The sequence below is a fragment of the Afifella sp. YEN Y35 genome, from assembly GCF_047553465.1.
Classification (GTDB): Bacteria; Pseudomonadota; Alphaproteobacteria; order Rhizobiales; family Afifellaceae; genus Afifella; species Afifella aestuarii.
Map to the genome: position 1 here is coordinate 2217699 of NZ_CP180203.1, position 26498 is coordinate 2244196.

The window sequence follows — 26498 nt, forward strand, 5'->3', positions numbered from 1 at the left end:
CTATCGCCTCCTTGCACATTAATTTAGGGGCCGCTACATATTTTGCACCAGGAGTGCTGTCAATGAATTTTGTATCCGACAATACAAAAAAAGCACGCTCGCGCGGTCGTCCCCGCCGGTTCGATCCCGAGCAGGCAGTCGCCGTCGCGCGTGACCTCTTCCATGCCCGTGGTTACGACGCTGTCAGCGTGTCGGACGTGACCGATGCACTCGGGATCAACCCGCCGAGTTTCTATGCGGCCTTCGGAAGCAAGCAGGGTCTCTACGCCCGTGTCCTCGAGCGCTACGCGCTCGATGGAGCGATTCCCTATGCGGACATCCTGAGGGAAGATCGTTCAGTAGCCGAGAGCTTGGCAACCTTGCTCGAGGAGGCGGCCCGGCACTACGGCGCCAACCCGGCGGCGGCCGGTTGTCTCGTCGTCGAAGGGACACGCTGCAATGACGTGGGCGCGCGAGACGCCGCTCTCGCCTACAACATTGCGGCGGAGACACAGATTCGCGACTATGTCGCAAAGCGCCATCCAGAAGCCGCAGCGAGCGTGACGGACTTCATGACAACAACCATGTTCGGTCTGTCTGCCAAGGCCCGCAATGGGCATAGCCTCGATCAACTTCTGGCAAGTGCGCGGCTGGCCGGATCAGCGATCGAATTTGCCCTGCGCGAATAGTCACGATTGAACGGCCGCTTTTCCTGATGATCGGCGTTATAATGGCCCTTTCCGCGCCGAGACTTGCCAGTCCGATAACGGCCCATTCTCGCCGAAGGCCGAACGACACACGCAGGTGACGAGCAGAAGCCCGCTTTGAAGCAGGCTGCTGACCGAACCGACACCATCGGCGCAACCGCCAATCGAGTGCCAGACCGTCATGGATGCCCCCGCCACACTCCCGCCTCAGATCGAGTTCGTGCAGGCGGCCCCCGCGGCCGAGCTCGATGAGGCCCTGCATCGGCGGATTGTCGCGCTCTCCCGGCGCGGTGACGAATTCGCCGAGGCCGGTCGCTTCGCCTCCGCTCTCACCGCATACGACGAAGCGGTCGCCCTTCTGCCCGAACCGAAGAGCGAATGGTCGGCATGGACCTGGCTGCAGGCGGCGCGCGGAGACGCCTTCTTCCTCGAAGGTGACTGGCCGGCGTGCCGGGACGCGTTTCGCAAGGCCGTTGCCGGCCCCGACGGGCTCGGCAATCCTTTCATCCATCTCCGCCTGGGCGAATGCGCGCTCGAGCTCGGAGACGAGGATCGAGCCAAGGACGACCTGATGCGCGCCTATATGGGCGGCGGTTCTGAGATCTTCGAAGACGACGACCCCAAATATCTCGCATTTCTGAGGCGCTTTGCCGACATCGACTGAGCCGGACCGGCCCGAAAGCCCGATACGATCGCCCGCCTCATCGCCATGGGGTTCGCCCTGCTTGCCGTAACCGGACGAGCGCATGCGCCAGCCGGCATGGCGGATCGGCAAGCTTTGGCAGCCCCCCGAACGGCCGAGACTCCCGCCAGCCCGGCAAGGTTCGACCGATCGTCCGGCACACGGCTGAAAGCCCGGCACCCGGCCGGGCGATGAACGAGACGGCCCTTGCATGCGAAGCCGCGCAAGCGATCTCGTCCGCCCCCGCATTCCGCTTCCCGCCATCGCGGCGCGCGCTCCGGGGCCGGACGGGCGGCGGCCGCAGCGCCGCCCCTCGCCCGCTCCCTCGACAACAGCAACGCGCGGGCGGGCTCGACAACCGCATCAACTGCGACGACGCCGCCGAGCGAGACGAGGCCGCGAAATAAGCTTTTCGGCTGAAGACGCCCGCGGCGCGCGAAGCTCCGGCCGAAATCGCCGCCGGCTCGACACCCTCAGGCTCTCGACAGCTTTTAAGCTCTTGCGGGAGCTCAATCCCCGGTCCAAGTGGCCAGCTTTCTTGTGAGGGAGCGTGCGGGGGGAGATTGGGAGCGGCAAGCATCAGAGGTCAGCCGACGTTGCAGGCCGCCTTTCCGGCGAATTCCGAGGCACCCCCGTATACCTAAAATAATTTATTATATTTATATTGCACCTATAACCCAAAAAGCTCATCAGCACTTAGATAATTTCTAATTTCTCTCTTCAATTCCTCCAACTTATAATATATTTTATCTCCTCTTTCATTTTGCATATTTTGCGCCCACGCAAGATTTACGCTATTTATGCTTTCTTTTGTGGGATAATGTCGAGGAAATTCACGCACCATACGTTCCATATCTTCCGCAGCTCGAATTGCTGAGTGCCTCAGCTCACTCAACAAACATCCTATTTTTGACGCTATTCCACTATGGAGCACAGGATTATTTGATGACTCCTCAAGAAAATCTACAACACCCTGAAGCCTGGCACTAACTTCAAACATTTCCCACTTGAATTCTTCCCAAATTATTTTCCTTTTAATAATCTCTTCGTCCACATCATCCGCCGGCCCCATCACTAGACGTAAATTTCGATGCGGATCTGACATTATTGCTCCTACAGAAGATATATTTTGATTACCACCAAATTGTCACTCCAAATAAAATCTATCTCGTACATATAATTTGAATATGTTATATAGTGACATATCTGAGGAGTCTCTTAGTCCAGATTTTTCCCAATCCTCAATACTCGATTTCCAGTCAAGTTTTTTCATAATATCTTGAATTTCTTTTATCTGAATCTTAAAAACTTCATTTTTTGCGGGCTGAAAAATACTCTTTCGAGCCTGCCTATAAGACAGAACAGCCAAAACCCCTGCAACGCACCAAAAAATTATTTGCACAAAATCTTTTACGATAGCCACAGCAGCCTCAAAACCGACCAAAATATGCCTCCCATCAAGCCGCAGCATCCATGCGAGCGGTCGCTTAAAATAGAGCAATATCTCGTCGATTCTCCAAGGATGTCTACCGATATAAAAAATGGAAAATACTTTGATCTATTAACGGCGAATGACAACTCTAAGTGATGAGCAGACGCCCGCTTTGAAGTAGGATGCTGACCGAGCCGACGACATCGGCGCAACCGCCAATCGAGTGCCAGAACCGTCATGGACGACCCCGCCACACCCCCGCCTCAGATCGAGTTCGTGCAAGCGACCCCCGCGGCCGAACTCGACGAGGTCCTGCATCGGCGGATTGTCGCGCTCTCTCGGCGCGGTGACGAATTCGCCGAGGCCGGTCGCTTCGCCTCCGCTCTCGCCGCGAAGCGGTCGCCCTTCTGCCCGAAGGCCGGTTCGCGAACAGGCCTGGATCGTCTTTGGAGCGGCCGCGTTCAGATTTAGGTGAAGTTGAACTACCGTGTGCCAATGATGAAGTGGAAGGCTCCGACATGACGAGCTTCGTGATCTGGACGGAAAACGAAGAAGATCTCGGTTTCCTGATGTTCGCCCGACATGAAGGCGAATGGCCGCCAGCCGGCAGACATGACTGCGTCTTCACGGGATCTCCACACGACCCGAAGCTCCTCGATGATCCGAGAGGCCTCTTTGTCGCCGAGCACAAAGGCCGCGAGTGGACGGCAGAGGTGGACTACACCTCTGAACAAATGACCGTACGGATCGAGCTCGACGCCGGTTGGGTGTTCCAGATTTTCAGCAGCGATTCCGGGAACATCTGGATTGCGGCTCGGGGCGCCGAGCGGCTGGAAGGATCGGGTTTGTTCATTTGATGCGGCTCACCCGTGAACGTCCGCGCTTGGGCGGCACAGTCCGATCTCGGCCCCACAGGAAACCGCCCGAATCGCAACACAGCAGCCGCGCGTCTCACGGCTGCATCAGAGCCGCGCCCCCTACTCCGCCCCCTCCATCTCCCCACGCCCTTCCGCCGTCGCGTCGGCGCCCTTTTCCGCCCGCGTCTCGCCCACCACGCGGTTGCGGCCGCGCGCTTTCGCCTCGTAGAGCCGCGCATCGGCTTCGCGCACGAAATCGCTGAGCTTCGCCTCCGGCGCGGGGATCGCCGCATAGCCGCCGAGACTGATCGTCAGGCGCCAGGTCTCCTCGCCGGTCGAAAACGGCTCTCCTTCCACGCGCCGGCGCAGAAGCTCCAGGCGGTCGAAGAAATCCTCGCTCGCGCCGCCGAGCGTGAAGATGATGAATTCCTCGCCGCCATAGCGGCCCAGAATGTCGCCGTCCTCGCCGAAAATCTCGCGGGCCAGGCGGGCGATGTGGCGCAGGCATTGATCGCCGAAGAGGTGGCCGCGCGCATCGTTGACGCTCTTGAAATGGTCGACATCGATCATCGCCACCGAAAACAGCCAGCCATTCCTCTGGCACAGGCCGAATTCGTCGGCGGCGCGCGCGTCGAAATGGCGGCGGTTGTAGAGGCCCGTCAGCGCGTCGGTGATCGACACGTCCTGAAGCTTCTGGTTGGCGCGTTCGAGCGCGGCGTTGAGGCGCCGCAGCTTGCGGTTCCAGTAGACGACGAGAACGAGGGTGACGAGCGCCACTCCACCGAGAAGGAGAAGGCGGCTGTAATCGACGCGCTGGTCGATGCGCACCAGCATCTGCCGGCTCAGCATCGTCTGCACGTCCTGCTCGTCGAGGCCGGCGACGAGTTTTGCAAAAATCGCCGCCAGCATCGGCTCGTCGGCGCGGGTGGCGATCGAGGCGCGCCAATCCTCAAAAATGCGGCCGGCCACCTTCACGTCGTAAAGCCGCTTGGAGGCCAAGAGATAGCCGAGGCTCGGCAGCGTGCCGAGGGCGGCGTCGAGCTCGCCCCGGCGCACGCCGGTCAAAGCCGCCGCCTCGCTCGCCACCTCCACCAGGTCGACGTTCGGATAGCGCTCCTGCAGAACGCGCAGCGGGCTTTCGCCCGGGGCGATGCCGACGCGCTTGCCGGCCAGATCGTTCATCGTGCTGACGATCGGCTCGTTGAGCGAGCTTGCCACCGCCATCGGCAAGACGAGATAGGGCAGCGTGAACGTCCAGCGGTCGTCGGCCGCGGCGCTGTCGGTGACGAAGGGCAGGACGTCGCATTCGTAATCTTCGGCCTTCTTGAGGCCGCCGCCCCAGATCGGCACCGGCACCACCTGCCAGGAAAAGCCGCCCTGGCGGGCGAGCCGCTCCATCACCTCGGAGGCGACGCCGGTGAAATCGCCATCCATGTCGACGGAGGTGTAAGGCGGCGTCAGAGGATCGACGCAGACCTTCAAGACGCCTTTCCGATCGAGATAGCTGCGCTCTTCGCTCGTCAGAAGCGGGCGCTGGCGCTCCATCCCGGCGACAGTCGGCCCGAGCCAGCGCGTTTCGAGCTCGTTCCACCGCGTCGCCGACATGGCGCTCATCGCCCGGTCGATGATGCTGCGCGCATAAGGATAGCGGGGCGACACGCCGAAGCGCAGATCCTCGCGCTCCACGCCCGGCATCAGAAATTCGCCGCCGATGTCGATGTTGATGAGCCCCAGACGCCGGATGATGGCGCTGCCGTTGGACAGCGCCAGGATCGCCGCATCCACCTCGCCGCGCGCCAGCGCCTGCAGGATTTCTTCCTGCGTCGCGTAGGTGCGCACATCGGCGACGCGCGCCTTCAGCGCGTCGGCATAATAGATCTCTTCGGCGATGCCGACGCTGTGGCCCTCGAGCGATTCGAGACCGCGATAGGGGCCGAAGCCGGAGCGCACGAAGACGGCGTTCGGGATGCGGTGATATTCGCGCGTGAAGAGCGTGTAGTCTTCGCGCTCGGCCGTGCGCGACATGTTGCTCATGATGTCGATGTCGCCGTCGCGAAACGCCTGCAGAATGTTCGCCCCGCTGTCGTAGACGGGGATCATGGCAAGCCCCGTCGCGGCGGAGATCTCATGCATCAGATCGACCGCAAACCCCTGCCCCCTGCCGTCGCGCAAGAAACTCAAAGGCTCGTAATCGCTGATGAAGCCGACCTTCAAAGGCGGCGCATTGGCGACGAATTGCTGCTCTTCCGGCAGAAGGCGCAGGGGCCCTGCGGAAAACACCCGGCCGCTGCGATAGCTGAGCCAACGCTCGGTGATGGCAGCGAGCTCTTCCGTAGGCAGTGCGGCGACGGCCTTCGCCAAAATCTCGTGCAGCATCTCCCGGTCGCGGTCGCGCGCGGCCTCGGCCGCCACGCCCTCAGCGGCCCTCTGCGATGCGTTCCCGGCATCTCCCCCGACATGTTCGGCTTCCGCTTTCAGCACGCCCAGGCGGAAATCTTCGAGCGACACGCCGGCGATCGGGACCGGCCCGACCGCTTCCACATTGGAAAAGCCGTTCTCGCGGGCGAAGAAATTGCCCGTCATCTCCGCCGCGATCACGGCATCGACCCAGCCGAAGGCGAGCGCCGCCATCAGATCGCGGTAGGTGTCGTATTCGACGGGTTCGATGCCCGCCTTGCGCAGGGCGCCGCCGTAATAAATGTCCTTGATGACGCCGATGCGCTTCTTCGACAGCGCCTCCACATCGATCGGCGGCGCGAGCGGATGGTCGACGTTCTGGAAGATCACCGTGCGGCGCTGGTGATAGGGATCGGTGAAGGCGATGAAAGGCAGGCGCGCCTCGGTCAGGGAGATGTCGGCAACGACCTCGAGCCGGCCGGCGCGGAAATTGCCGTAAATCTCCGGCCAGGTGCCCATGCGCGGCACGAAGGTGAGGCCGCTTTCCACCTCGATGCGGTCGAGCACATCGAGCGTCCAGCCCATCATCGAGCCGTTGCGGAAAAACGAATAGGGCTCGTTGTCGGCGACGACACCGACGGTGACGGTCGGATGCTCGGCCACCCATTGGCGTTCGGTCTCGCTCAATTCGACGGCGCGGCCCGGCGCGGCCGAAGCGATGACGATGAGCGCCGCCACGATCAACGCGAGGCCGCTGCGAACAATCCCCATAAGGCGAGGCGACATTCTCGGGTTCGGTCCCGTCAACATTCTGTTCCCACTGCATCCGGTCCCGGTCGATCCGGCCCGCCCATGCCGATCTGCCGCTTCCAGCCTTTCATCCCGCCGCGATCGTGCCCACCATCGCGACCCAAATGTCCGCTCTCACCTCCACCCCCCATCGCCTCCTGCGGGGGCAGACGCAATCCGTAGGCAACACCTAGCGGCACGTGCTGCCAAACTGGGGTTGCCGAACCTGGAAAGCATCCAAAGCCTGCTTGAAGCTGAAAACGCAAGGCAGAGGCCGCAGGCAGACAGACATTCCCCGGCGGAATGGCACATTTCAGAGAGATTGGTGCAGGAAGCCCACAGCCGGCGCGATGGTCCGGCCTCAGAGACAGGCCTGCAGCGTCACGACCCTGGAGAGCCCCGGTCCCGAACGGTCACCCCGAACGGTCCCCCGGAAAGTCGCCCTCGGAACGGCAACTCCTGGTTTGCGTTTTCAAGCTGACGCCAGAGGAAAGAGCGACCATGGCCGAAGCGAAGAGAAAGCCGTCAACCGACACGCCGGCGACAGAAACGGCGGATACGGAAACCCAATCCGCCGACATCAAGCCCGCCCGCAAGGCGAGCGGCCAGCGCGACGCCTTTCGCGACCTCGCCCAGCGCATCGCCTCCGGCGAGCATATCGTCCCGCCCGTGCTCCTCACCGGGCAGGCGCGGCGCGAGCATGTCCGCTCCACCCTGCGGGAAGACCACGCCCAGCGCATCGAGCAGCGCAACCACGGCGCGCGGGCGAAATTCGACGAACTCGCCGACGATTTCTTCAAGTTCTTCCGCGGCACGGCGCTTCTCTTCTACCGCGATCTGGCGGGCCAGGATGCCAACATGCCTTCCGTCATGGCACTCGGCGACGTGCATCCGGAGAATTTCGGCGTCATGCCGGATGAAAACGGCGCGCCCATTTTCGGCGTCAACGATTTCGACGAGACGATCTACGCGCCCTTCACCTTCGACATCAAACGCGGCGCCGTCGGCTTCTGGATCGCCGCGCGCGAGGAAGGCGGCCTCACCCGCAAGAAGCGGCGCAAGGTCGTGAAGAAATTCGTCAAAGGCTACCTCAAGGCGATGGAGGCCTATGCCGAACACGCGACGGAGAAGAACGACGATTACCGCATGGACAATTCCCCGAAAGTCATCCGCCGCCTCTTCAAGGGAGCCTGGGAGGACCGCCACGACTGGCTGTGGGCGGATTACCTCAAGAGTTCCGGCCGTGGCTTCAAGGCGAGCGACGAGCTGCAGCCGATCTCGGGTCAGGTGACAAAATTCCAGAAGGCGGTCGACGATCTGGCGAAATCGAACGGGATCGACGCGCCCGACCGCGCCGGCGAGCTCAAGGTCAAGGATGTGTGCGTGCGCCACGGCCAGGGCACGGCCTCGCTCGGCCTGCCGCGCTATTACGTCCTCATCGAAGGCCCGTCGAAGAACGCCACCGACGACATCATCATCGAGTTCAAGCGCGCCCGCCGCTCCGCCCTCGACGGGCTCACCCCGCCCTCCGAATTTCATGCCGGCGCCAAGGCCGACCGCATCGTCCACGGCCAGGCCGTGCAGCTCGCCCATGGCGACATCTTTTACGGCGCCGTCGAAATCGACGGCGAGAGCTTCATGAGCCGCGAGCGCGCCCCCTTCCGCGACGACATCGATCTCGACGAATTGAGCTACGGCACCTGGAAGGATTACGCCGAAGTCTGCGGCGCAGCGCTCGCCAAGGCGCATGCGCTCTCAGACGATCTCGGCCAGATCGATTATGACGTCGAGCCCTCGATCATCGCCGCCGCCACACCGCGAAAACTCTTCATCGCCGATCTCGTGCGCTTCGCCGAAGAAGCCGCCGACCGCCTCCAGGCCGACCACCAGCATTTCCGCGAAGACCACGCGCTCGGCGCCTTCGACTGCATCGACATGGTCTATCGGTGAGGAGAGAGCGGCGACCGGACCGCCCAGAACGTGACACCGAAGCCGACAGAAGGACGGCGCGCTCGTCAGGAGGGCTCGCCGGGGGATTTCAGCACCGTCTCGAAGACCATCTCCCGGAACCATTTCTGTTCGGGGTCGACATCGAACCTCGGATGCCACATGGCGGATACGGAAATGCCCGGCACCGACACCGGCAGTTCTATTCCGACCAGATCGGAGCTCAGGACGGAGCGGGGGATCTGCGCGATCACATCGGACCGGCGTGCGATCTCCATCGCGTCGGGAAATCCCGGTACGACCGCCACCACCTGTCGAACAAGGCCGAGGCGGGCCAACGCCTCATCCACCGGCCCAGTCGTCTGGCCGCGTCGGGACGCGACCACATGCAGGCAATTCGCAAAGCGCTCCGGCGTGACCGGCGCATCGAGCAAAGCGTGACCGGGACGCGCGGCAGCGATGAACTCGTCATCGAAAAGCCGCCGGGTCAGGATTTCCGGCGCGAAATCCCCTAACACGCCGATCTCCAAATCCGCGGTGCCTTCGCGCAGCGGCGCCCCATCCTTCACCCGTTTCGCCGCCAGCTTCAGACGGGTCTGCGGTGCCGCCGAGAGCATCCTTTGGAGCAGGGGCGCGGCAAAGCGGTGGATGAACCCCTCATTGGCGCGGAGCGAAAAGGTCCGGCTGAGCGTCTCAAGCTCGAGACCATGCTCGTCCCGGGCGAGCGCGCTCTCGACCCGAGCCAGCAGCGCGGGCACTTCGGCGGACAAGGCGACGGCACGTGGAGATGGCACCAGCCGCGATCCGGCGCGCACGAGCAGCGGGTCTCCGGTGACCTTGCGCAATCGCGCCAGATTGCGGCTCATCGCCGATACGCTCAGGCCAAGACGTGCGGCCGCTTCGGTCACGCTGCCGGTCGCGAGCAGGGCATCGAGCGCCCGCAACAGGTTGAGATCCGTATTTGCCATGCCCCGGGTATGGGCAAGACTTGCATGGCGCGCAATTTGTTTTTGAAGGTGATGCGTCTCGCGAAACCATCTTTTGCTCCCTAGCTTGCAGAGAACATTGTTCGAACTGGCAACGGAGACATCCCATGCAAGGCATTCTCATCATCGGCGCGTCCCGCGGGATCGGTCATGCCCTTTCACGTGAGTTCGTGGGGCGCGGCTGGCATGTGACCGGCACGGTCCGGCACACCGCCGGAACGCCCCTGCACGCGCTGCGCGACGAGCACCCCGAGGCGGTCGAGATCGCCTCGCTGGACATCACCGTGCCCACCCAGATCGAGGCTCTGCGCGAGAAGCTTCAGGACCGGCGCTACGACATCCTGCTCGTGAACGCCGGAACGGCGAACGCCAACCAGAGCGAGACGATCGCCGAGACCTCGACGGAGGAATTCATCCGCGTCATGGTCACCAACGCGCTCAGCCCGATGCGGGTGGTCGAGACCTTGGCCGACCTCACGACCCCCGAAGGAACCATCTCCGTCATGTCCTCTGGCCAGGGCAGCATCGCCGAGAACACGCGCGGCGGCCACGAGGTCTATCGCGGCTCGAAGGCAGCGCTGAACCAGCACATGCGAAGCTATGCGATCCGCGCCGGAAATACGCACCCGATGCTGCTGATCGCGCCCGGCTGGATCAAGACGGAGCTGGGCGGGGCGGAAGCGCGCTACACGCTCGTAGAATCGGCGCCCAAGCTCGTCGATCTTCTCCTTGCGCAGACGGGAAGGCCCGGCCTGCGCTACGAGGATCGCGACGGTTGCACGGTGGCGTGGTGACCCTCTTGCATGGTGAGCCCCTTTTGCGTGGCGAGCCTGTGAAGATCATCGCCACCGAAGAGCATATGGCGACCGCCGAAGTCATCGACGCCTGGTCCAGGCTCGGACTGGAAAGCCGCGATCCGGGCGTCGCCTATCACCAGATCGGTGACATTGCGAAACGGCTGCTCGACCTCTCCAAGGACCGCATCGCGCTGATGGACGAGGCCGGCGTCGACGTGCAGGTCCTGTCCTTGACCACGCCGGCGCTCCACGACCTTGGGGCCGAAAGCGTCGACATTGCGCGGCGGGTGAACGATACGCTGGCCGAAGCGGTCGCGCGCCATCCAGACCGGTTCGAGGCGATGGCGACGCTCCCGGTCGCCCGGCCCGAGGCCGCGGCGGCGGAGCTTGAACGCTGCATCGTCGAGCTCGGCTTCACCGGAGCGATGCTGTGCGGACGGGTGGGTGAACACCACCTCGACCATCCCGATTTCGCGCCGATCTTCGAGGTTGCGGGCCGGCGCAGCGTGCCGCTCCTGCTGCATCCGCGCGTCGTGCCGGAGGGGGTGCGCACCGCCTGGTTCTCGGGTTTCGGCGACAGGGTCGAGATGGCCCTGGCCGGCTATGCGATCGGCTGGCATCTCGATGCGGGCATCCAGTTCATCCGCCTGCTTCTGTCGGGGCTCTTCGACCGGCACCCCGATCTGCCGGTCCTTCTCGGCCATTGGGGCGAGCTCGTCCTTTATTACGTCGACCGGTTGCGTGCGCTCGACGCGGTCTCTGAACTTGCCCATCCGTTGGACACCTATCTGCGCCGGAACGTCTATCTGGGCGCGAGTGGGATGTTCTCGGCGGAACATCTGCGCCGCGCACGGGGCGTGGTCGGGCCCGATCGGTTGCTGTTCTCCGCAGACTTTCCCTACCAGTACCGCCCGGAGCGGCAGGCCCGCGCCTTCATCGAAAACTGCGGGCTTGGCGGGGAGGAACTCACGAATTTTGCGTCTGAAAACTGGTGCCGGCTGAGAGACGCCATCCTTCGGTGCTAACCCGGCACCATCCGCCAGGCGCGGCGGAACTCGCGAAAATTGTCGCCGAAGGACGGCGGCAGATAAAGCGGCACCATCGCAAGAACGCTCGCGATCAGCACCACGGTCGAGACGACGGCAAAGACGAGCCCGAGGGCTGACACGATCAGGCGCGCAGTCCTTTCCGACACCCGTCGTGGCAACGCCGACCAGAGAATGACGCCGCCATCGGTTGGAACGGCCGGCGCGAGATTGGCGAGCCCGAAAGCCAGATTGAAGAGGCCGAGAAAGAACGCCGCCTCGTGCGCGAGCGTCGGGGACGCGGGCAGCGGCGTCGCAAAGCCCGGCAGATGCTGCACCGGCGCAGACGGGCTCAAGCCCCAGATCGCGAACGCGACGCCCGCAATGACAAGGTTCGCCGCCGGGCCCGCGAAGGCGATCGCGATCGTACTTCTCCGCGACTTCGGCTCTTCGAGAAAAACGAAGGCCCCGTCGACCGACAGGACGATCCGATCGCAGGCGAGCCCGAAGCCGCGCGCGGTGATCAGATGCGCGAGTTCGTGCGCGAGATCCGACAGAACGAGACCGACGAGAAGGATGACCGCGAGCGCGACGGGTTGATGCGCATGGTGATAGGCAACGAGCGCGCTAAAAACCACCGCCACGACCAAAGCGGAGGGATAAACCCACGCCTCGACGCCCGCAGGAAGCTTCAGCCGAAACGCGAACGGCCCCTCCGCCGCGCTTGCGCCTCCCGTGGTCATGATCGAATGCCCCTCATCCCGGCCAGTTGCGGAGCCGCCGCCCCGGACGAACCCGACGCCTGACGTCCGCATCCCGTGTCATCCAGATCCCCCGGTCCTCCGCATCATAGGCCCCCGCGCATGACTGGCGAGCGTTTCAGAGAACCTCGCGTTTCCGTCATCCGGCCTCGGCCATGTGGTAACGTCCTGCCGCCGCCGATGGAGGACGCCCCGATGATCATAGCGCAGATCTCCGACATCCATGCAGCGCCGGACAATGACAATATGACAAGGTTCGCCCGCGCGCTGTCATGGCTTGACGGGCTCGACCTCGACGCACTCGTCATGTCGGGCGATCTCATCGAAGACGGCTCAAGCGAAGAATACAGGGAAATCGCTGCCCGCCTCGGCGAATTGCGCTGCCCCGTCCTGCTCCTGCCCGGCAACTCGGATGACCGCAGCGCCATGCGGGCGACATTTTCGGACCGTCCCGGTTCTGTTGCGCGCGGCGATGCCATGCACTTTGTGGCCGAGATCGGTGGTGTGCGGCTCATCGGCATCGATACGACATTGAACGACACGTCCGCGGGTGACGTCGCCCCACACCTCAACTGGGTCGAAGAGGTGTTGGACGCGCCGCGGGCCGATGCATCGCTCGTCTTTTCGCATCATCACCTTTTTGCCAGCGGCATCGCACCGATGGACGCGGTCATGGCGCAAGGAGCAAGGGAGTTCGGCGACCTGCTTCGACGACGGCCGCACCGGCCGCTCGCCATCTCTTCCGGCCACGTTCACCGGCCTATGACCAGCCTTCTCGGCGGAGTTCCCGCGCATATCTGCGGCTCGATCTGCCCCGCCAATCCGCTCTGGTTCGGCGGACCGGATGTGCCCGTCGTCCACGAACCTCCAATGATCATGGTTCACCGCCTTGTCGGCCGTGACCTGGTCAGCCATCACATCGCCGTCTGAGCGACCGATTTCCCAGGATCGGCTTCGGACGCGGACCGACCCCTTTCCCCCCATACAGTCTGGAACCAAGCGTCCTGTCGCGCCCCGGCGCCATTCGGGCAATCCGAAAGCCAATGCTCGGCAGGCCGGATGATGCGCTATGCTGCCGGCATGTCCTCGCTCACACTCCATGTCCTCGATGCGCGCGGCACCCTCGCGGACATCCGTGCCTGGCTCCGCCACACCCTGACGGCCACGCACGAGAAGGGGGCGGCCCTCATGCCGCTCCAGCCCCTGGATGTCGTGGTGCAAAGCGGGACATGGGTCATCCCCGAGAAGGGACATGTCGGTCGCTCGCCCAAGCCTGGCGTCATTTTCGTCACCGTGGATCCCGGCAATCCAGCCCTCCGCCCCAACGCGGACATGTCTCTGGAGCGCATGTTCGCCCACGAGCTTCATCACGCTGCGCGTTGGGACGGACCCGGCTATGGCTCATCATTGGGCGAGGCGCTGGTCTCGGAAGGACTGGCAGGCCATTTCGTTCAAGAGCTTTTTGGCGGCCCGCCAGAACCCTGGGAGCGGCTGCCAGACGATGACATCCGCCCCCATTCGGCGCGCGTGGCGGACGAATGGGACAGAACAGACTATAACCATGAAGCCTGGTTCTACGGCCGAGGCGACCTGCCAAGATGGCTCGGCTATTCCCTCGGCTTCCGCCTCATCGAAAACTACCTGCAAAACCACCCCTCCAGCCGCGCGGCCACCCTCGCCGAGACATCCGCGCAGGAATTTCGGCCGACACTCGAATTGCTTTGACAAGGACGGATGCCCGCCGGACGCGAACGCAGAGCGTCGGTCAGGCTGGATACAGATCGATGTCGTTCATCGGGTCTTCGCGCGCTGGACCAGCGAAGGCGATCGCGCTCCTCCGCAACTCCGGCTCTTCGAGGAAGCCGAACGCCCCGTCGACCGACAGGACGATCAGATCGCACGTGAGCCCGAAGCCGCGCGCCGCTATCGGATGCGCGAGATCCGACAGAACCAGACCGATCAGAAGGATGACCGCGAGGGCGACCGACTGATGCGCGTGGTGATAGACAACGAGCGCGCTGAAGACCACCGCCACGACCAAGGCGGAGGGATAAATCCACGCCTCGACACCCGCGGGAAGCTTCAGCCGAAACACGAACGGCCCCTCCGCCGCGCTTGCGCCTCCCGTGGTCATGATCGAATGTCCCTTCCCCTGGCCGTCGAGACACCGGCACGCGCCTGAATCCCTGGCATCGCGAAACTGAATCCCCTGGCATCGCGAAACCCGCATCATAGGCGCCCGCGCATGATTGGCGAGAGGTCCGCGGAGACCGCGCATGTCCGTCGGCCTGCGCGCGGCCGAGACGCAGGGCGCCCCGAAATAGCTGTTCAGCGCTCGATGGCGGGCGCGTCGCCTTCCCCCGTCTCCTCTCCTCGCTCGGGCTCCGACATGACGACCATCGTGTGCACGACGGCGTTCGCCATGTCGGCCGCCGTCGCAACACTCTCGCTCCGATCGGCCGCCAGCATGTTGACGATGAAGGGCACGCCCCGCACGAGCGTATAGGCGTTCGCCAGGTTGATGGCCGAGCGACCGTCGCCGCCCGGATTTTGGTGGACGACGACCACCGCCTCGTCGGTGTGGCCGAGCCGGCGCGACCCCTCCCACTCCGCATCGTCATTCTCCCCGAGCGGCGCCATATCGGAAAAACGCGCCCTCATCGTCTTCAGGAATTCCTCGCGCGGCGTCTTGTCGTCGACGACAATAGTGCCGGCACCGTCGATCATCGCGACGATGGAGATGAGCCGGCGCGGCTTGACGTCGGCACCGGCCCGCGCCGCTTCAAGCTCATCGCAATCCGCTTCGAGCGCCACCAAGGTCGCGCCGCGCCCTTTCGGCGGCTCGAGACGCTCGAGCAGGACCGCGTCATAGGGTGAAATCGCAGCCTCGACCCGGCAGAAACCGGGCGGCACACGATAGCCGAAGCTGCGTCCTCCGACCTCCATCCTGCGCGCGGCCGACATGCCTGCGCTGTCGGCGCCGGGGGTCGCGTCGGTGCCAGTGTTCGCGTCGGTGCCAGTGTTCGCATCGGTGGCCGTGTTCGCATCGGAGGCAGTGTTCGCATCCGCCCCTGTGTCGGCATCGTCGCCGCCGCCTTCGGCCACGAACACGAACGGCGCCCTGACGGTCTCGCCCGGCGGGATCTCCGGATAGGGCGCGCAGTTGCGAACGGCACGCACCGCGGAGAGCGCAAAAGCCTGGTCGGCCCCAGAGACGCCAGCGCCCCCCGAGGCGGCCCCAGATGCGGCACCTGCATCCGCCTCCTCGACGTGCGGCTCGCCGACGAGCCGTCCCTCTTCCCCAACCTCAAAGGAGACGACGGCGCGCGCGCCCGACGAGGCCAGCGGCGGGTTCCAGCAGGCGCGGATGCGCATCCCGACAGCCCGCACCGCCTCGACCAAGGCGGCGTCCGCCGAACGCTCCGCCCGCGCTCCGGCGGCCGCCCTCTCCGCCTGCTCACGCGCACCGGACTGCGCCGCCGCCGGAAGACACCCGGCCGAGGCGACGAATGCCGCAAGCGCAAAAACAACCCGTCTCATGAACCCCGCCCCTCCCAAAATGCCGAGGGAGAACCCGGAACGGCCGCGGCGGTTGCATCCGGCCCAGGCTGCACCTGAGCTGGCGCCTTGATCCCCCGGACGCCGACATTCGATTGCGTGATGGGTTAGCAAGATGAGAGAATCGATAAATGGCGTCAGGAGCAGGTGCGGCATGCGGACACGATTGCAACTTGTCGTTTTCATGTCCTGCGTCATCGCAGGCATCATTGTGAGCAACGTTTCGGCTTCGGGAGGAACCATGAAAGCGGACGAGATCACCGAACGAATCGAGGCCTCACCGCTCAAACCCGAGATCGAGGAGATCGTCGAGCTTGAGCTGGTGCGGCCGTCAAAGATCATCCTCGATGATTACCGGATCGAGCCTCCGGAGGCGCGGCCCTTCGCGATGGATGGATCTGGCGGCTTTTTCAGCGTGACGCCGGATGGGCGGATCCTCCTGATCGATTCGGAGGGGTTGTACGGCATCGTCGCACCTGATTTTGACACGTTTATTGCGATCGCCACGGGTCTGCCGATCTGGCGCGACGCTCTGCGATTTGTTGGAGAAGCCGACATCGCCCGTGCCCGCGCTGACTGGGAAGCTTTTTTGCAAAAAAACGGTTTCGAAGCGGATCTTGATGCACCCTGGCCTTACGGATCGGCTGGCCTCTCGATTGCCACGCCCGGCGCAGCGCGGCGGGAGATCCGCGCGCAGTTGGGTATCGCTGCGTCCGAAGACCCATTCGCAGCTCTCTACCATGCCGTGAATGGGCTGAGCCAGGACGTCTCGGTCTTCTGGCAGGGCGAACCGCTCCTGCTTTTCGGCCGAATTCCTACCGTCCGGCACTAGCGTTCTCCGAACAGCTTTGCGGAGAAGCCGGCAAACCTAACGTTGGCATAATGAAAAGCATTTCGGCGTATGCAGCCCTCATTGGCGTGACGGTCGCTCTCGTACTCGGTCTATGGGGAGGCACGACGGCCTGCGTGGCCATCGACGGTCAGGGTCTCTTCTGCCAATTCATCGTGGCCGCTCATAAATGGCAGACGTTGCTGGCTGGCGCTCTCGCGGTTCTAGCCGCGGCGCTGACGCTTCGAACACTCAACGACACGCTTCGCGAAATCGCTCATCAAACCGCCATGATGCGAGCCGATCGGCTGCGCCAGACATTGAGACAACTGGACCGTTCGAAAGCCTATTCGGAGGAGTTGGCGGCCTGCATTCGCGAACTTCAGACCTTTAAAGATAGTCCCCAAAACCAAACTAGCCGCGTCAAGTCGGTTGCATCGCTTTCCAGCACCGTTGAAGAATGCAGGGGAGCCTGTGGAGACGATCTCCAAGCGCATATCTCCGATATGCTCGAAAAAGGCAGGGCGGTTGCAGAGGCATTTAGAGCCTGCTGAGAGGCTATCGATCCGGAGAAAGTTGAGCGGCGCGATGAGGCGATAAACGTCTTCTACGCCAGCCATCGCGATTTCAATCACGTCCACGACAAGGAAGTGAACGCTCTGAGGAACGAGATTCGCCGCTTGGAAGGGTCCCCGACAATCTAGATAAACGAGTGAGATATGTAGGCAGTCCACTACCTGATGGGCCGACAGGGAAGGCAACTGTACGCTGTCGAGTGCTGCGACATGCTAGAGACGTATTAGGAAGTACTATCACCGTCTTACCGCCCCTCACCACCCCGCTTTCGGCGCCGGAAGAGCCGGTCGACGGGCCGTCGGGGATCCGCGCGAGAGTGGCCATCGCATCGGACATTAGCAGATACTCCGCCTGCGCCCCATCGATCACGTTGGCGAATTCGCCAGCTGCCGAGCGGCTTGAAGCCATGCTTCGTGCCCGGCCCGTCCTGCGAATGGCAACTTACTTGATCCTCTCACACCGCATCAGCCCCGGCGCTTCGGCCCAGGTCTGCACCGAGTTCACCCAGCGGCGGCAGGTGTATTCGTTGGGGAAGCAGGCGCGCAGGAAGACCGGGCGGCGCCAGTCGTTCATCGGGTCTTCCCTCGTGCCGGAAAACGTCCCGACCCAGCTCCAGCCGCCCGCCTCGCAGGCGCCGCCGCCTTCGGGTGCCGGCGGGTGGCCGACCACGGCCGCCGCGGGCGTCGCCGTGAGCGCACCCGCCACCACGAGGGTCGCCAGGCCCCCCGCCAAGACCACCGCCCGAGCCGCCACCCCGACAGCGGCAGAGACCCCGGCCAAAACCCCGGCCTTCGCCGCCGCGCGCGGTTCACCTTGCGCCCCGCGCCCCTGCGCCGCCCCAAAGCTTCTCAATGCCGCCATCACGAAACCTCCCGATCGCTCGCGCGCCGTCACGCCTGCGTGAAGGGGCGCCGTCGCGGTCTCTGCCGCTGGCTGCCGCGAAACCGCCCCCTATAACTAGACCTGTCCAAGACAAACAGGAGGCAGCCTCATGCTTCGCAGCATCTCCCTCGCCATCGCCGGCGCCCTCACCGCGGCCTCTGTCGCGGGCTTCGCCGCCCATGCCCAAGACGCGGCATCCAGCGGCACCGACGACCCCATCAAGACGCGCCAGACGATCATGGAATCCTTCGGGGCCTCCGCCAAGGTCGGCGGCGGCATGATCAAGGGCGAAATCCCCTACAATCCCGCGGTCGGCCAGCTCGTCCTCGCCACCCTCGATGCCGGCGCCCACACGTTCGGGCATTATTTCCCGGAAGGCTCGGACACCGGCGACACCGAAGCCTCGCCCAAGATCTGGCAGGATATGGACGGCTTCCACGCCAAGATCGGCGATCTGCAAGAGGCGACCGCCGCGGCCGTGAAAGCGAAGCCGCAGGATCTCGACGCCTTCAAGGAGACGTTCGGCAAGGTCGCGAAGAACTGCAAATCCTGTCACGAAGATTATCGCGTGAAAAAGGACTGAGGTTTTCGTGGCGAAAAAGCTTCTGGCAGCGGTCGTCGTCCTGGCGGCCGCGGCACTCGTCGGCTTCTATGTCGTAACGATGCCGTGGCCGCTCGCGGCCGCGGCGCTTCCCGCGCATGAGCCCGATGTCGCCAATGGCGAGCGCCTGTTCCTGGCGGGCAGCTGCGCCTCCTGCCATGCCGCGCCCAAAGCGGAAGGCGAGGCAAAGCTCGTGCTCTCCGGCGGGCTCGAGCTCGACACCGATTTCGGCCTCTTCCGCGTGCCGAACATTTCCTCAGACGGCGAAGCCGGCATCGGCTCCTGGAGCGACATCGATTTCGTCAATGCGATGAAGCGCGGGCTCTCGCCGTCGGGCGCGCATCTTTATCCGGCCTTTCCCTACACCTCCTACGCCAAGATGAGCCTCACCGATCTTCTCGATCTCAAGGCCTATCTCGACACGCTTCCGGCGAGCGCAAACCGGGTCGCGGGCCACGACCTCCCCTTCCCCTATTCGCTGCGCCGCGGCATCGGCCTGTGGAAGCGGCTTTATCTCTCCGACGCGCCGGTGATCGCCGTCGATGAGAGCAACGACGAGCTCATGCGCGGGCGCTACCTCGTCGAAGGCCCCGGCCATTGCGCCCAGTGCCACACGCCGCGCGATGCGTTTGGCGGGCTTGAGACCGATCGCTGGCTCGCCGGCGCGCCGAACCCGGAAGGCAAAGGCCGCATCCCCAACATCACCCCGTCCGATGACGGCATCGGCGGCTGGAGCCTCTCCGACCTCACCTATTATTTCGAAAGCGGCTTCACGCCCGATTTCGACAGCGTCGGCGGGCCGATGGTGCCGGTGCAGGAAAACCTCGCGAAACTCCCGCCCGAAGACCGCGCCGCCATCGCCGCCTACCTCAAAGCCATCCCGCCCCTCGGCGCCGGCAAAAGCGGAGGCAGCGGCGCGGACAACACCGGAGGATAAAGCGTGGACCGGAAAGGCAGCCCCGAAAAGCTGAACCGCCCCCAGGCGAGACTTATCCCCGGATCATCCCCTTGACCCGCCAGCCTCTTGATCATCCAGCCCCTTGATCATGCGCCCCTTGACCGGGCGGCCCGACGAAACTCCGGCGTCAGCCGCAAGGTCCCCCTCCCCCTTGTGGGGAGGGGTTAGGGGTGGGGGTCCCCCAAAAAAAGTGGGCGTCTGCCCGAGTGCTGACTTCAGAGGGCCGGCCCCTCCGCAAGCCCGCAGCGGCGCACCAAAAACTCCGGCATCACCCGCGCGGTCCCCCTCCCCCTTGTGGGGAGGGGCTAGGGGTGGGGGTCCCCCCAAAAAGTGGGAGCCTTCCCGAGTGCTGACTTCGGAGAACGGCCATCAGCGCCGCCACCCCCACCCGACGCTAGCGGCTTTCGCCGCCGCGTCGACCTCCCCACAAGGGGGAGGTGGTGGAGCGCACCCATCCGCCGGGCAGAACCACCCGCCAAAACGACGACATCTCGAACGCAAAAAGGGTCGGTCAAACCAGAAGAGAGCCGATCGACCCCGCAGAGGGCCGGCCCCTCCGCCAGCCCGCAGCGGCGCACCAAAAAACTCCGGCATCAGCCGCGCGGTCCCCCTCCCCCTTGTGGGGAGGGGACAGGGGTGGGGGTCCCCCCAAAACGAGTTGGGACCCAGCCAGAAAAGCGCCGGAGAGCCAACGAAACCCGCCCCCCCCCAAAAAAACCTCAGCGGAGCGCGCGCGGCGGCACGCCCGGCTCGCATTGCATGGCGATGAGCCGGCCGCGCGAGAAGCTCAGCCCTTCGTTGACGAAGCGCTGGCATTCGATCTTGGTGCGGAAGCAGCCCTCGGCATAGAAGCGGCGGCTGCCGCGTTCGCCGCCCGCCGGCCCCTGGCCCTGCGAGGCGACCCAGCCGAACCACAGACTTTTCGCATCATAGCGCGCCGTCAGCGCCTTGCAGGTCCCCACGCCGTCGTCGAAACGCAGCCAGGTGGCGTCGGCCGGCGCCGTCCCGCCGAGAAGAAGAAGCCCGGACAGGGCGGCGGCCGAAACGGCGGCAGGCAGAAAGCGGGACATACACAACTCCCTTGAAAACAGACGTCAGCTTTATCTGGGGTTCCGGCCGGCCGCTTCCAACACACGGCCGAACACCGGCCCCCACGACAGCGGCCCCAACAGGACCAACGACGACCAGCCGGCCTCAGGCGTGCGCCCACTCCCAGTAGAGCGCGCGCGCCCGGTTGCCGATCGGGCCAGGCTGCAGATCGCGGTCCTCGATGCGATTGACGGGCACGACCTTGGAATAATTGCCGCTCGAAAAGATCTCGTCGGCCGCCATGAAATCGGTGATCGTCAGCGCCTGTTCGCGCACCTCCACGCCCGCTTGGCGCAGAAGATAGATGACGCGCTGGCGCGTGATGCCGTTCAGGAACGTGCCGTTCGGCGCCGGCGTGAACACCACCCCGTCCTTCGCCATAAAAATGTTGGAGGTGCCGGTCTCAGCGACATTGCCCAGCATGTCGCGCACCAGCGCATTGTCGAAGCCGCGCGACTTCGCCTCCAAGATCGCCCGCCCGTTGTTGGGATAAAGCGCGCCCGCCTTGGCGTTCGTCGGCGCGCATTCGATGGTCGGACGGCGATAGGGCGAGAGCGTCAGCGAAAAGCCTTTCGGCTCCAGAACCGGCGTCTCGTAGATGCACATGCAAAAGCGCGTCGACGAGGCGAGCGGCGGCACCGACATGAAGCCGCCCTCCTCCGCCCAGTACATCGGCCGGATATAGAGCGCCGTCTCGTCGTCGAATTTCTTGGCGCCCTCTTTGGCGAGCCCCACCATCGTCTCCACGTCGACCTTCGGCTCGAGCCCCAAGGCCGTGGCCGAGGCATTGACGCGCGCGCAATGCAATTCGAGGTCGGGCATCACGCCTTCAAAGCGCCGCGCCCCGTCGAAAACCATCGAGGCGAGCCACATGGCATGGCTGCGCGGGCCGATGAGCGGGACATTCCCCTCATGCCAGTCGCCATCCACAAAGGTCCAGGTTTTCGACCACTCAGCCATGTCGTGCCTCTCGTCTGTCGCTTTTTGCGGCGAACGGCCCGCGCCTTCAAAAACGCCCGTCCCGACCCCGTTCCAGCGAGGTTGCGCCACGTCTTTCGCGGCGCGGCCGGGGCGCGGCGAAGACGCCCGTCGCCGCCAATATGAACTCCTGGCGGTAGCCTGAATGCCGCCGTCTTGCTAGACCCTATCTCGTCACAAGCCGCCGACGGGCGGCATCTGCGGGCGGGCCCGGAATGCGGGCGCGCCGGCGATTTGGCGCCCGAAAGCCGACGGCGCGCGAGACAAGGGGCGCGAGACAAGGGGGAAGCCGCATGCAGCCATCGATCTTCGTCTTCGATGCCTATGGCACGCTCTTCGACGTGCATGCGGCCGTGCGCCGGCATGCGGAAGCCGTCGGGCCGGATTGGGAAAAACTCTCCCATCACTGGCGCGCCAAACAGCTCGAATATTCCTGGGTGCGCTCGCTGATGGGGCGCTACGTCGATTTCTGGACGCTGACGGAAACCGCGCTCGACCACGCCTTCCAGTCCTATCCCGCGCTCGATTCCTCCATGAAGCCGACGCTTCTTGCCGCCTATCGCAGCCTCGACTGCTATCCGGAGGTGCCGGAGACGTTGAGCCGGCTGCGCGCGGCCGGATGCCAGCTCGCCATTCTCTCCAACGGCACGCGCGACATGCTCGATGCGGCGATCGCCGCCGCCGGGCTCAACGGACTCTTCGATGCCGTCCTCTCCGTCGACGACATCCGCCTCTACAAGACGGATGAACGCGCCTACGAGCTCGCCACCACCTATTTCCGCGTCTATCCGGAAGCGATCTCGTTTCAATCCTCGAACCGCTGGGACATCGCCGGCGCCACCGCCTATGGCTTCCGCACCGTGTGGATCAACCGCTCCGGCCAGGCCGACGAATACCACGACCTCCCCGCCGCCGCCGTCCTCCCGGATTTGAAGGCGCTGCTCAGGGTGTGAAGGCGATGCGCGGATGCGGGTTTGAGCGGTGCTGGCTGAAACGACCTTGAGCAGCAACGCTTCGAAGAATTCGTCGCCGCCCAACAGCAAAACTGAGGCTGAGCACAGGAAGAGCGCCTGATTTCGCAACGCGTATCCCTTATCGTCGTTTTGCAGACCACAGCGTATCGGGGGAGTGATCGGTTTGGCGGATCATGAAGCAGCATTGGTTGAGACGGTGCGGTCGTTCCTACGCGCACCCGCGGACGATTTCGATGCGGTCCAGCAGCTTCGTGCGGAGTTGAACGACCTGATTGCCAAGGACGCGAGCGTCATATCCGCGCTTTACGGCCACTATTTTCAAGCCGTCCACGCCCTCCTCGGGGAAGAGGACGGCGTTTCGACGCTCCTGCCCGACACACTCGATCAGTATCGCTTCGTGCTTGCCTTTTCGTCGGGTTCCTTTCTCGGGCGTCGGCGCGCCGAAGCCTTTGAACACCTGTTGGCACGCCATGAGGAGCATCTCGCTCTGATCGATCGTGCGCTCGAAATGCCCGACCGGCGGCTGTGCCCAAAGCCACGGCTTCGCCACACCGGAACCCTCGGCGATGTCGCGGGTGCCATGATCGACATTTACAGTTGGCACTGCCCTTTCGAAGGACGCCCGTGGCCGCAGGCCGTGGAAGCGGCGTTGCGCGTACCCAGGCTTTTCCGCGCCTTTCCGCGGCAGAATAGCATCGCAGCACTCTCATTGCTGGCGGATGCGCCGGAAAGCGCCGAGCGTTTTGCCGAGATCATCCGGTTCTATGTTCTGGAACGTCGAAGCGTGTCCGAAGGCGCCATGGGTTGGATGCAGCAAGATATGCTCGGCTTTTATGCGCGCCGCGACGATCCCCGCCATTCGCAGGCGCCGACGATTCTCGCAAAAGCTCTCTACGACGGGCGATCCTGGCCCCGCGAACGTGCCGTGCCTTTCGTCGAAGAGTTCGTTCTTGCCGCGCTCGGACTTGAACCCACGACGCAAGAGGACACGATCGACCGGATAGCGAAGGAGGTGGAGCGCCAACGTCGCCGCATCGAAACCAACACCTGCCGGGGAACGCTTGGCTTTTCCGCTGCGCAAGAAAAGGCGAACGACGAGGAACGGCTGGTCAAGTCCGAGCGCGAGCTTGACGCGGTGCGCCAGGATTTCGACGGCTGGCTCGCCCGGCGGCGCGCCAAGGCCGTGCGCCGCGTTGCAGTGTCTCACACCACGCGCCGCGCGCTGCAGACGGTCGTCAAGCTTTTGCCCGGGGACACCACCGCGCCCATCGCAACCCTCCTCGACGAAGCCCGATCCTATGCCGAGCGACCGCGGCGCTTTGCGATGCCCAAACCTGCCGACAAACGCTTCAAGGATTTCGGGTTCAAGCTTCTCGTCATCGAGGAGCTGATGTATCGCCGAGACGACCTTCGGCCGCGCTTCGATGTTCACGAATTCGCGGAAGAGTACGACAAGCGCGAGATCTCCGTCGAGGACGACGGCTATGATATCATTCCCGAAGTCGCCAGATACTTCCGCGATCTCGCAATCTCCGACGACCTTCTCGCGACGGTCGAGAGGCTTCATCAATCGAGCGGTCTCGATGGCGGTCCGGGCTACATCGAGCACCTGTTTCCGTTCTGGGACCCCGGAGCCGGAGACGACCCCGTTCCGGTCACGGCGAAGGCCGCGAACGATCTCGATCTCGTTCCCAATCTCAAGCGGATCAGCGGGCTCGAAAACAGCAAGCCTGGAGCCAAACTCCTCAAGGCTCTTCGCGCGCGAGATATCGAACTTATCGCCGAGGAGGACGGGCCTTAACCGTCGACGACATCCGCCTCTACAAGACGGATGAACGCGCCTCTTTTCCAGAAGCATTGAGGCGGCAAGGTCGTCACATCCCGGCGGCGATGCGCCCACGGCGAACGTTCAAACGGTCCAAGCGGCTCCTTCGAAGCGGACGCTCCCCGTCGCCTGGCGACATCGTGGAAGGGTGGATTGCTGACTGTCCGTCTTAAAGCATGTCGGTAGAGTCGAAGCTGCCGTTCAGGGCTTGGTATTCGGCCGGTTCGGCGTCGCAAGTAGAGTCTCGCTTTCCTCGTCGGTGCGAGCGTTGTGGCGGCGCGACCGGAGTTTCGGATTCGCGATGGCAAGGACGGCAGTAAGGCTGGTAGGCATCCCATCAGGGCGGAAGCTGTGGGAATTTCGCCGGACACCGCGAGACGGACGATGGCTCCGAACACGGGTTGGAGGGCGAGCAGGTTGTCAGTGAATACACCTCTCAGTAGCTGAGACGCGTAGTTCGTGCCGGGAAGGAAGCTGATATTGGCCAGTCCCGCGACCGACCCGACGCCGAGCAGGTAGAGCGACAGACCCGGCATGCGTCCCGTCCACAGGCCCCAAGCGATCGCCTCGGGACTCCATGCGCCTCAGTGCCTACACCCAACCGCCGACTGTCCCGCGAAACGGGGTCCACTCCATGTCGTCAGGTCTTCCGCGAGTTGGTCTGCCAAATCGAAACTCCAATCCAGAAGAGCAGGAACATCGGGAGCGAGAACAGCATACGGAAAGCAAACCAAAAGTCCGTACTTGCTGTTAATGCTACAATACAAATACTTATCATTACTATAAAAGCGCACGCTGCCGTGGCGAAATAGGTTTGTTGCCATTGCGCAAGAGACATAGGCGAGCGCCTCTCAAGAATTATGCTTTGACCTCTTCCGACTCCCACGGCCAAGGCCGTGAAGATAATTACTGCAGGGAGCAAGCCGATTGAAGCTCGTGTTTTTATAAAAAAATCAGTCTGAACAAACAGAGAGCGGGCCATCCTCGCAATTCCATAGTTTATTCCGGCGTTTATTGCCAGAACAAAGATCGACCGCCAAAACACAGCCCAAAATATACGGAAGAAACGGATCATTACTCACCCCCAGAAAATAGGCTATCACCCATGGACGCTTACCAACGCGGCTCGCCCTTCGCGAAAACCCCCGAAACCTGCGACGCATTTTGCGACCAGACCAACACCTGTCACGTAACAGGTCTCAGGATACTCGCGGCATAGGCTTTGTTCGGCCACGTACGATGTCAGCCACAATGAATGCCGTGATGATCGACAGGCCGACGGCGGTGCTCCACGTCCAGGCATAGACAGGGGAAAAACCCTGGATGGCAAAAGTGACGGGAGACATCGAGGCCATAGGAGCGCGGCTGTTCGCCCGGGGCGACCCGAAAGAGGATCGCCGTGACGCGATCCGCCTGCACATCGTCCTCCGTGGCCAGCAGACCCAACTCGTCACCAGAAGCGGCTTCGCTTGGCATGAGGAAACCGTTCGCCTCCCGCTCGCCGAAGGCATGCTGGGAATTCAGAATGGCAGCTTTACGGCAGGACATCGAGGCAATTCCGGCCTCTGAGCCGACACCCTTCAACCCCACCCTCGGAAAGCCTCGTGCAGAGGCCCTGCCACCGGCGGTCGAGACAGGCCAGCGGGCTTCGCCAGACATCGCCGGCCCCACCGCCTATGGCTTCCGCACCGTGTGGATCAACCGCTCCGGCCAGGCCGACGAATACCACGCCCTCCCCGCCGCCGCCGTCCTGCCGGACCTCAAGGCGTTGCTCAGGGTGTGACGCGCGCGAGGTGACAACCCGCGCCCTTTCGCTTTTCCAGAAGCATTGAGGCGGCAAGGTCGTTACGTCCCGACGGCGATGCGCCC

General features: G+C 63.7%; 26 protein-coding genes and 1 pseudogene. 16 read left to right on the forward strand and 11 right to left on the reverse strand.

The window, feature by feature from the left end; genetic code table 11:
- Window positions 1–62 precede the first annotated feature (62 nt).
- Window positions 63–668: a TetR/AcrR family transcriptional regulator gene (locus ACK8CP_RS10600; protein WP_414831734.1), complete on the forward strand. Its 606-nt coding sequence runs from the start codon at window positions 63–65 to the stop codon at window positions 666–668.
- Window positions 669–867: 199 nt separating this feature from the next.
- Window positions 868–1350 (forward strand): tetratricopeptide repeat protein, encoded by a 483-nt coding sequence (locus ACK8CP_RS10605; protein WP_414831735.1) that lies wholly within the window; start codon window positions 868–870, stop codon window positions 1348–1350.
- A 688-nt stretch (window positions 1351–2038) separates the two neighbouring features.
- On the opposite strand, the gene ACK8CP_RS10610 is transcribed toward ACK8CP_RS10605, so the two are convergent.
- The gene (locus ACK8CP_RS10610; protein WP_414831736.1) at window positions 2039–2473 is read right to left on the reverse strand and encodes a hypothetical protein; all 435 of its coding nucleotides are present in this window, start codon (window positions 2471–2473) and stop codon (window positions 2039–2041) included.
- 42 nt (window positions 2474–2515) lie between these two features.
- The gene (locus tag ACK8CP_RS10615) at window positions 2516–2812 is read right to left on the reverse strand and encodes a hypothetical protein (protein WP_414831737.1); all 297 of its coding nucleotides are present in this window, start codon (window positions 2810–2812) and stop codon (window positions 2516–2518) included.
- Window positions 2813–3246: 434 nt separating this feature from the next.
- On the opposite strand from ACK8CP_RS10615, the gene ACK8CP_RS10620 reads away from it, so the two are divergent.
- Entirely contained in the window at window positions 3247–3657 is a 411-nt protein-coding gene (locus ACK8CP_RS10620; protein ID WP_414831738.1) for a hypothetical protein, read from the forward strand.
- A gap of 120 nt (window positions 3658–3777) precedes the next feature.
- Here ACK8CP_RS10620 and ACK8CP_RS10625 read toward each other — a convergent pair whose 3' ends face one another.
- The gene (locus ACK8CP_RS10625; protein ID WP_414831739.1) at window positions 3778–6840 is read right to left on the reverse strand and encodes a transporter substrate-binding domain-containing protein; all 3063 of its coding nucleotides are present in this window, start codon (window positions 6838–6840) and stop codon (window positions 3778–3780) included.
- Between the two features lie 504 nt (window positions 6841–7344).
- Here ACK8CP_RS10625 and ACK8CP_RS10630 point away from each other — a divergent pair.
- On the forward strand, window positions 7345–8793 hold the full coding sequence (locus tag ACK8CP_RS10630) for a DUF2252 domain-containing protein (RefSeq protein ID WP_414831740.1): 1449 nt from the start codon (window positions 7345–7347) through the stop codon (window positions 8791–8793).
- 65 nt (window positions 8794–8858) lie between these two features.
- Here the strand turns inward: ACK8CP_RS10630 and ACK8CP_RS10635 are convergent, their stop codons facing one another.
- Entirely contained in the window at window positions 8859–9734 is an 876-nt protein-coding gene (locus ACK8CP_RS10635) for a LysR family transcriptional regulator (RefSeq protein WP_414831741.1), read from the reverse strand.
- A 149-nt stretch (window positions 9735–9883) separates the two neighbouring features.
- Between ACK8CP_RS10635 and ACK8CP_RS10640 the strand changes: the two genes are divergently transcribed.
- Complete coding sequence (locus ACK8CP_RS10640) at window positions 9884–10570, forward strand: SDR family oxidoreductase (RefSeq protein ID WP_414831742.1); 687 nt, start codon at window positions 9884–9886, stop codon at window positions 10568–10570.
- Window positions 10567–11598, forward strand: a complete 1032-nt coding sequence (locus ACK8CP_RS10645) for an amidohydrolase family protein (protein ID WP_414831743.1) — start codon at window positions 10567–10569, stop codon at window positions 11596–11598. Before ACK8CP_RS10640 ends, ACK8CP_RS10645 begins: the two co-directional genes overlap by 4 nt.
- Here ACK8CP_RS10645 and ACK8CP_RS10650 read toward each other — a convergent pair.
- Window positions 11595–12341, reverse strand: a complete 747-nt coding sequence (locus ACK8CP_RS10650) for a site-2 protease family protein (RefSeq protein WP_414831744.1) — start codon at window positions 12339–12341, stop codon at window positions 11595–11597. The genes ACK8CP_RS10645 and ACK8CP_RS10650 overlap by 4 nt on opposite strands.
- A 264-nt stretch (window positions 12342–12605) precedes the next feature.
- On the opposite strand from ACK8CP_RS10650, the gene ACK8CP_RS10655 reads away from it, so the two are divergent.
- Window positions 12606–13289 (forward strand): metallophosphoesterase, encoded by a 684-nt coding sequence (locus ACK8CP_RS10655; protein WP_414834239.1) that lies wholly within the window; start codon window positions 12606–12608, stop codon window positions 13287–13289.
- A gap of 129 nt (window positions 13290–13418) precedes the next feature.
- Window positions 13419–14084, forward strand: coding sequence for a DUF2268 domain-containing protein (locus tag ACK8CP_RS10660; RefSeq protein ID WP_414831745.1), 666 nt, complete (start codon window positions 13419–13421; stop codon window positions 14082–14084).
- Window positions 14085–14124: 40 nt separating this feature from the next.
- On the opposite strand, the gene ACK8CP_RS10665 is transcribed toward ACK8CP_RS10660, so the two are convergent.
- On the reverse strand, window positions 14125–14493 hold the full coding sequence (locus tag ACK8CP_RS10665; protein WP_414831746.1) for a hypothetical protein: 369 nt from the start codon (window positions 14491–14493) through the stop codon (window positions 14125–14127).
- Window positions 14494–14687: 194 nt separating this feature from the next.
- Window positions 14688–15899: a hypothetical protein gene (locus tag ACK8CP_RS10670; RefSeq protein ID WP_414831747.1), complete on the reverse strand. Its 1212-nt coding sequence runs from the start codon at window positions 15897–15899 to the stop codon at window positions 14688–14690.
- A gap of 259 nt (window positions 15900–16158) precedes the next feature.
- Here ACK8CP_RS10670 and ACK8CP_RS10675 point away from each other — a divergent pair, with 259 nt between their 5' ends.
- Both ACK8CP_RS10675 and ACK8CP_RS10680 read left to right on the forward strand, forming a co-directional pair.
- A complete protein-coding gene (locus ACK8CP_RS10675) occupies window positions 16159–16749 on the forward strand; it encodes a hypothetical protein (RefSeq protein ID WP_414831748.1) in 591 nt (196 codons plus the stop codon).
- A 50-nt stretch (window positions 16750–16799) separates the two neighbouring features.
- On the forward strand, window positions 16800–17300 hold the full coding sequence (locus tag ACK8CP_RS10680) for a hypothetical protein (RefSeq protein WP_414831749.1): 501 nt from the start codon (window positions 16800–16802) through the stop codon (window positions 17298–17300).
- A 253-nt stretch (window positions 17301–17553) separates the two neighbouring features.
- On the opposite strand, the pseudogene ACK8CP_RS10685 reads toward ACK8CP_RS10680, so the two are convergent.
- Window positions 17554–17761: pseudogene (locus ACK8CP_RS10685) on the reverse strand (NAD(P)-dependent alcohol dehydrogenase); the annotation flags it as partial.
- 2 nt (window positions 17762–17763) lie between these two features.
- Window positions 17764–18183, reverse strand: a complete 420-nt coding sequence (locus ACK8CP_RS10690) for a hypothetical protein (protein ID WP_414831750.1) — start codon at window positions 18181–18183, stop codon at window positions 17764–17766.
- A 130-nt stretch (window positions 18184–18313) separates the two neighbouring features.
- On the opposite strand from ACK8CP_RS10690, the gene ACK8CP_RS10695 reads away from it, so the two are divergent.
- Both ACK8CP_RS10695 and ACK8CP_RS10700 read left to right on the forward strand, forming a co-directional pair.
- Entirely contained in the window at window positions 18314–18787 is a 474-nt protein-coding gene (locus ACK8CP_RS10695; protein ID WP_414831751.1) for a c-type cytochrome, read from the forward strand.
- Between the two features lie 7 nt (window positions 18788–18794).
- Window positions 18795–19742: a c-type cytochrome gene (locus tag ACK8CP_RS10700; protein ID WP_414831752.1), complete on the forward strand. Its 948-nt coding sequence runs from the start codon at window positions 18795–18797 to the stop codon at window positions 19740–19742.
- A gap of 740 nt (window positions 19743–20482) precedes the next feature.
- On the opposite strand, the gene ACK8CP_RS10705 is transcribed toward ACK8CP_RS10700, so the two are convergent.
- Complete coding sequence (locus ACK8CP_RS10705; protein WP_234630502.1) at window positions 20483–20833, reverse strand: hypothetical protein; 351 nt, start codon at window positions 20831–20833, stop codon at window positions 20483–20485.
- 124 nt (window positions 20834–20957) lie between these two features.
- Window positions 20958–21812: a branched-chain amino acid aminotransferase gene (locus ACK8CP_RS10710; protein ID WP_234630501.1), complete on the reverse strand. Its 855-nt coding sequence runs from the start codon at window positions 21810–21812 to the stop codon at window positions 20958–20960.
- Window positions 21813–22123: 311 nt separating this feature from the next.
- Between ACK8CP_RS10710 and ACK8CP_RS10715 the strand changes: the two genes are divergently transcribed.
- The 4 genes from ACK8CP_RS10715 (at window position 22124) to ACK8CP_RS10730 (ending at window position 26412) form a co-directional block, all read left to right on the forward strand.
- Entirely contained in the window at window positions 22124–22783 is a 660-nt protein-coding gene (locus ACK8CP_RS10715; protein WP_234630500.1) for a haloacid dehalogenase type II, read from the forward strand.
- A gap of 184 nt (window positions 22784–22967) precedes the next feature.
- On the forward strand, window positions 22968–24605 hold the full coding sequence (locus ACK8CP_RS10720; RefSeq protein ID WP_414831753.1) for a DUF6892 domain-containing protein: 1638 nt from the start codon (window positions 22968–22970) through the stop codon (window positions 24603–24605).
- 1347 nt (window positions 24606–25952) lie between these two features.
- The gene (locus ACK8CP_RS10725; RefSeq protein ID WP_414831754.1) at window positions 25953–26198 is read left to right on the forward strand and encodes a hypothetical protein; all 246 of its coding nucleotides are present in this window, start codon (window positions 25953–25955) and stop codon (window positions 26196–26198) included.
- Window positions 26155–26412 carry a hypothetical protein gene (locus ACK8CP_RS10730; RefSeq protein WP_414831755.1) on the forward strand — a complete coding sequence of 86 codons (258 nt, stop codon included), beginning with the start codon at window positions 26155–26157 and terminating at the stop codon, window positions 26410–26412. The genes ACK8CP_RS10725 and ACK8CP_RS10730 overlap by 44 nt, the downstream gene beginning before the upstream one ends.
- The last annotated feature ends 86 nt before the right edge of the window (window positions 26413–26498 follow it).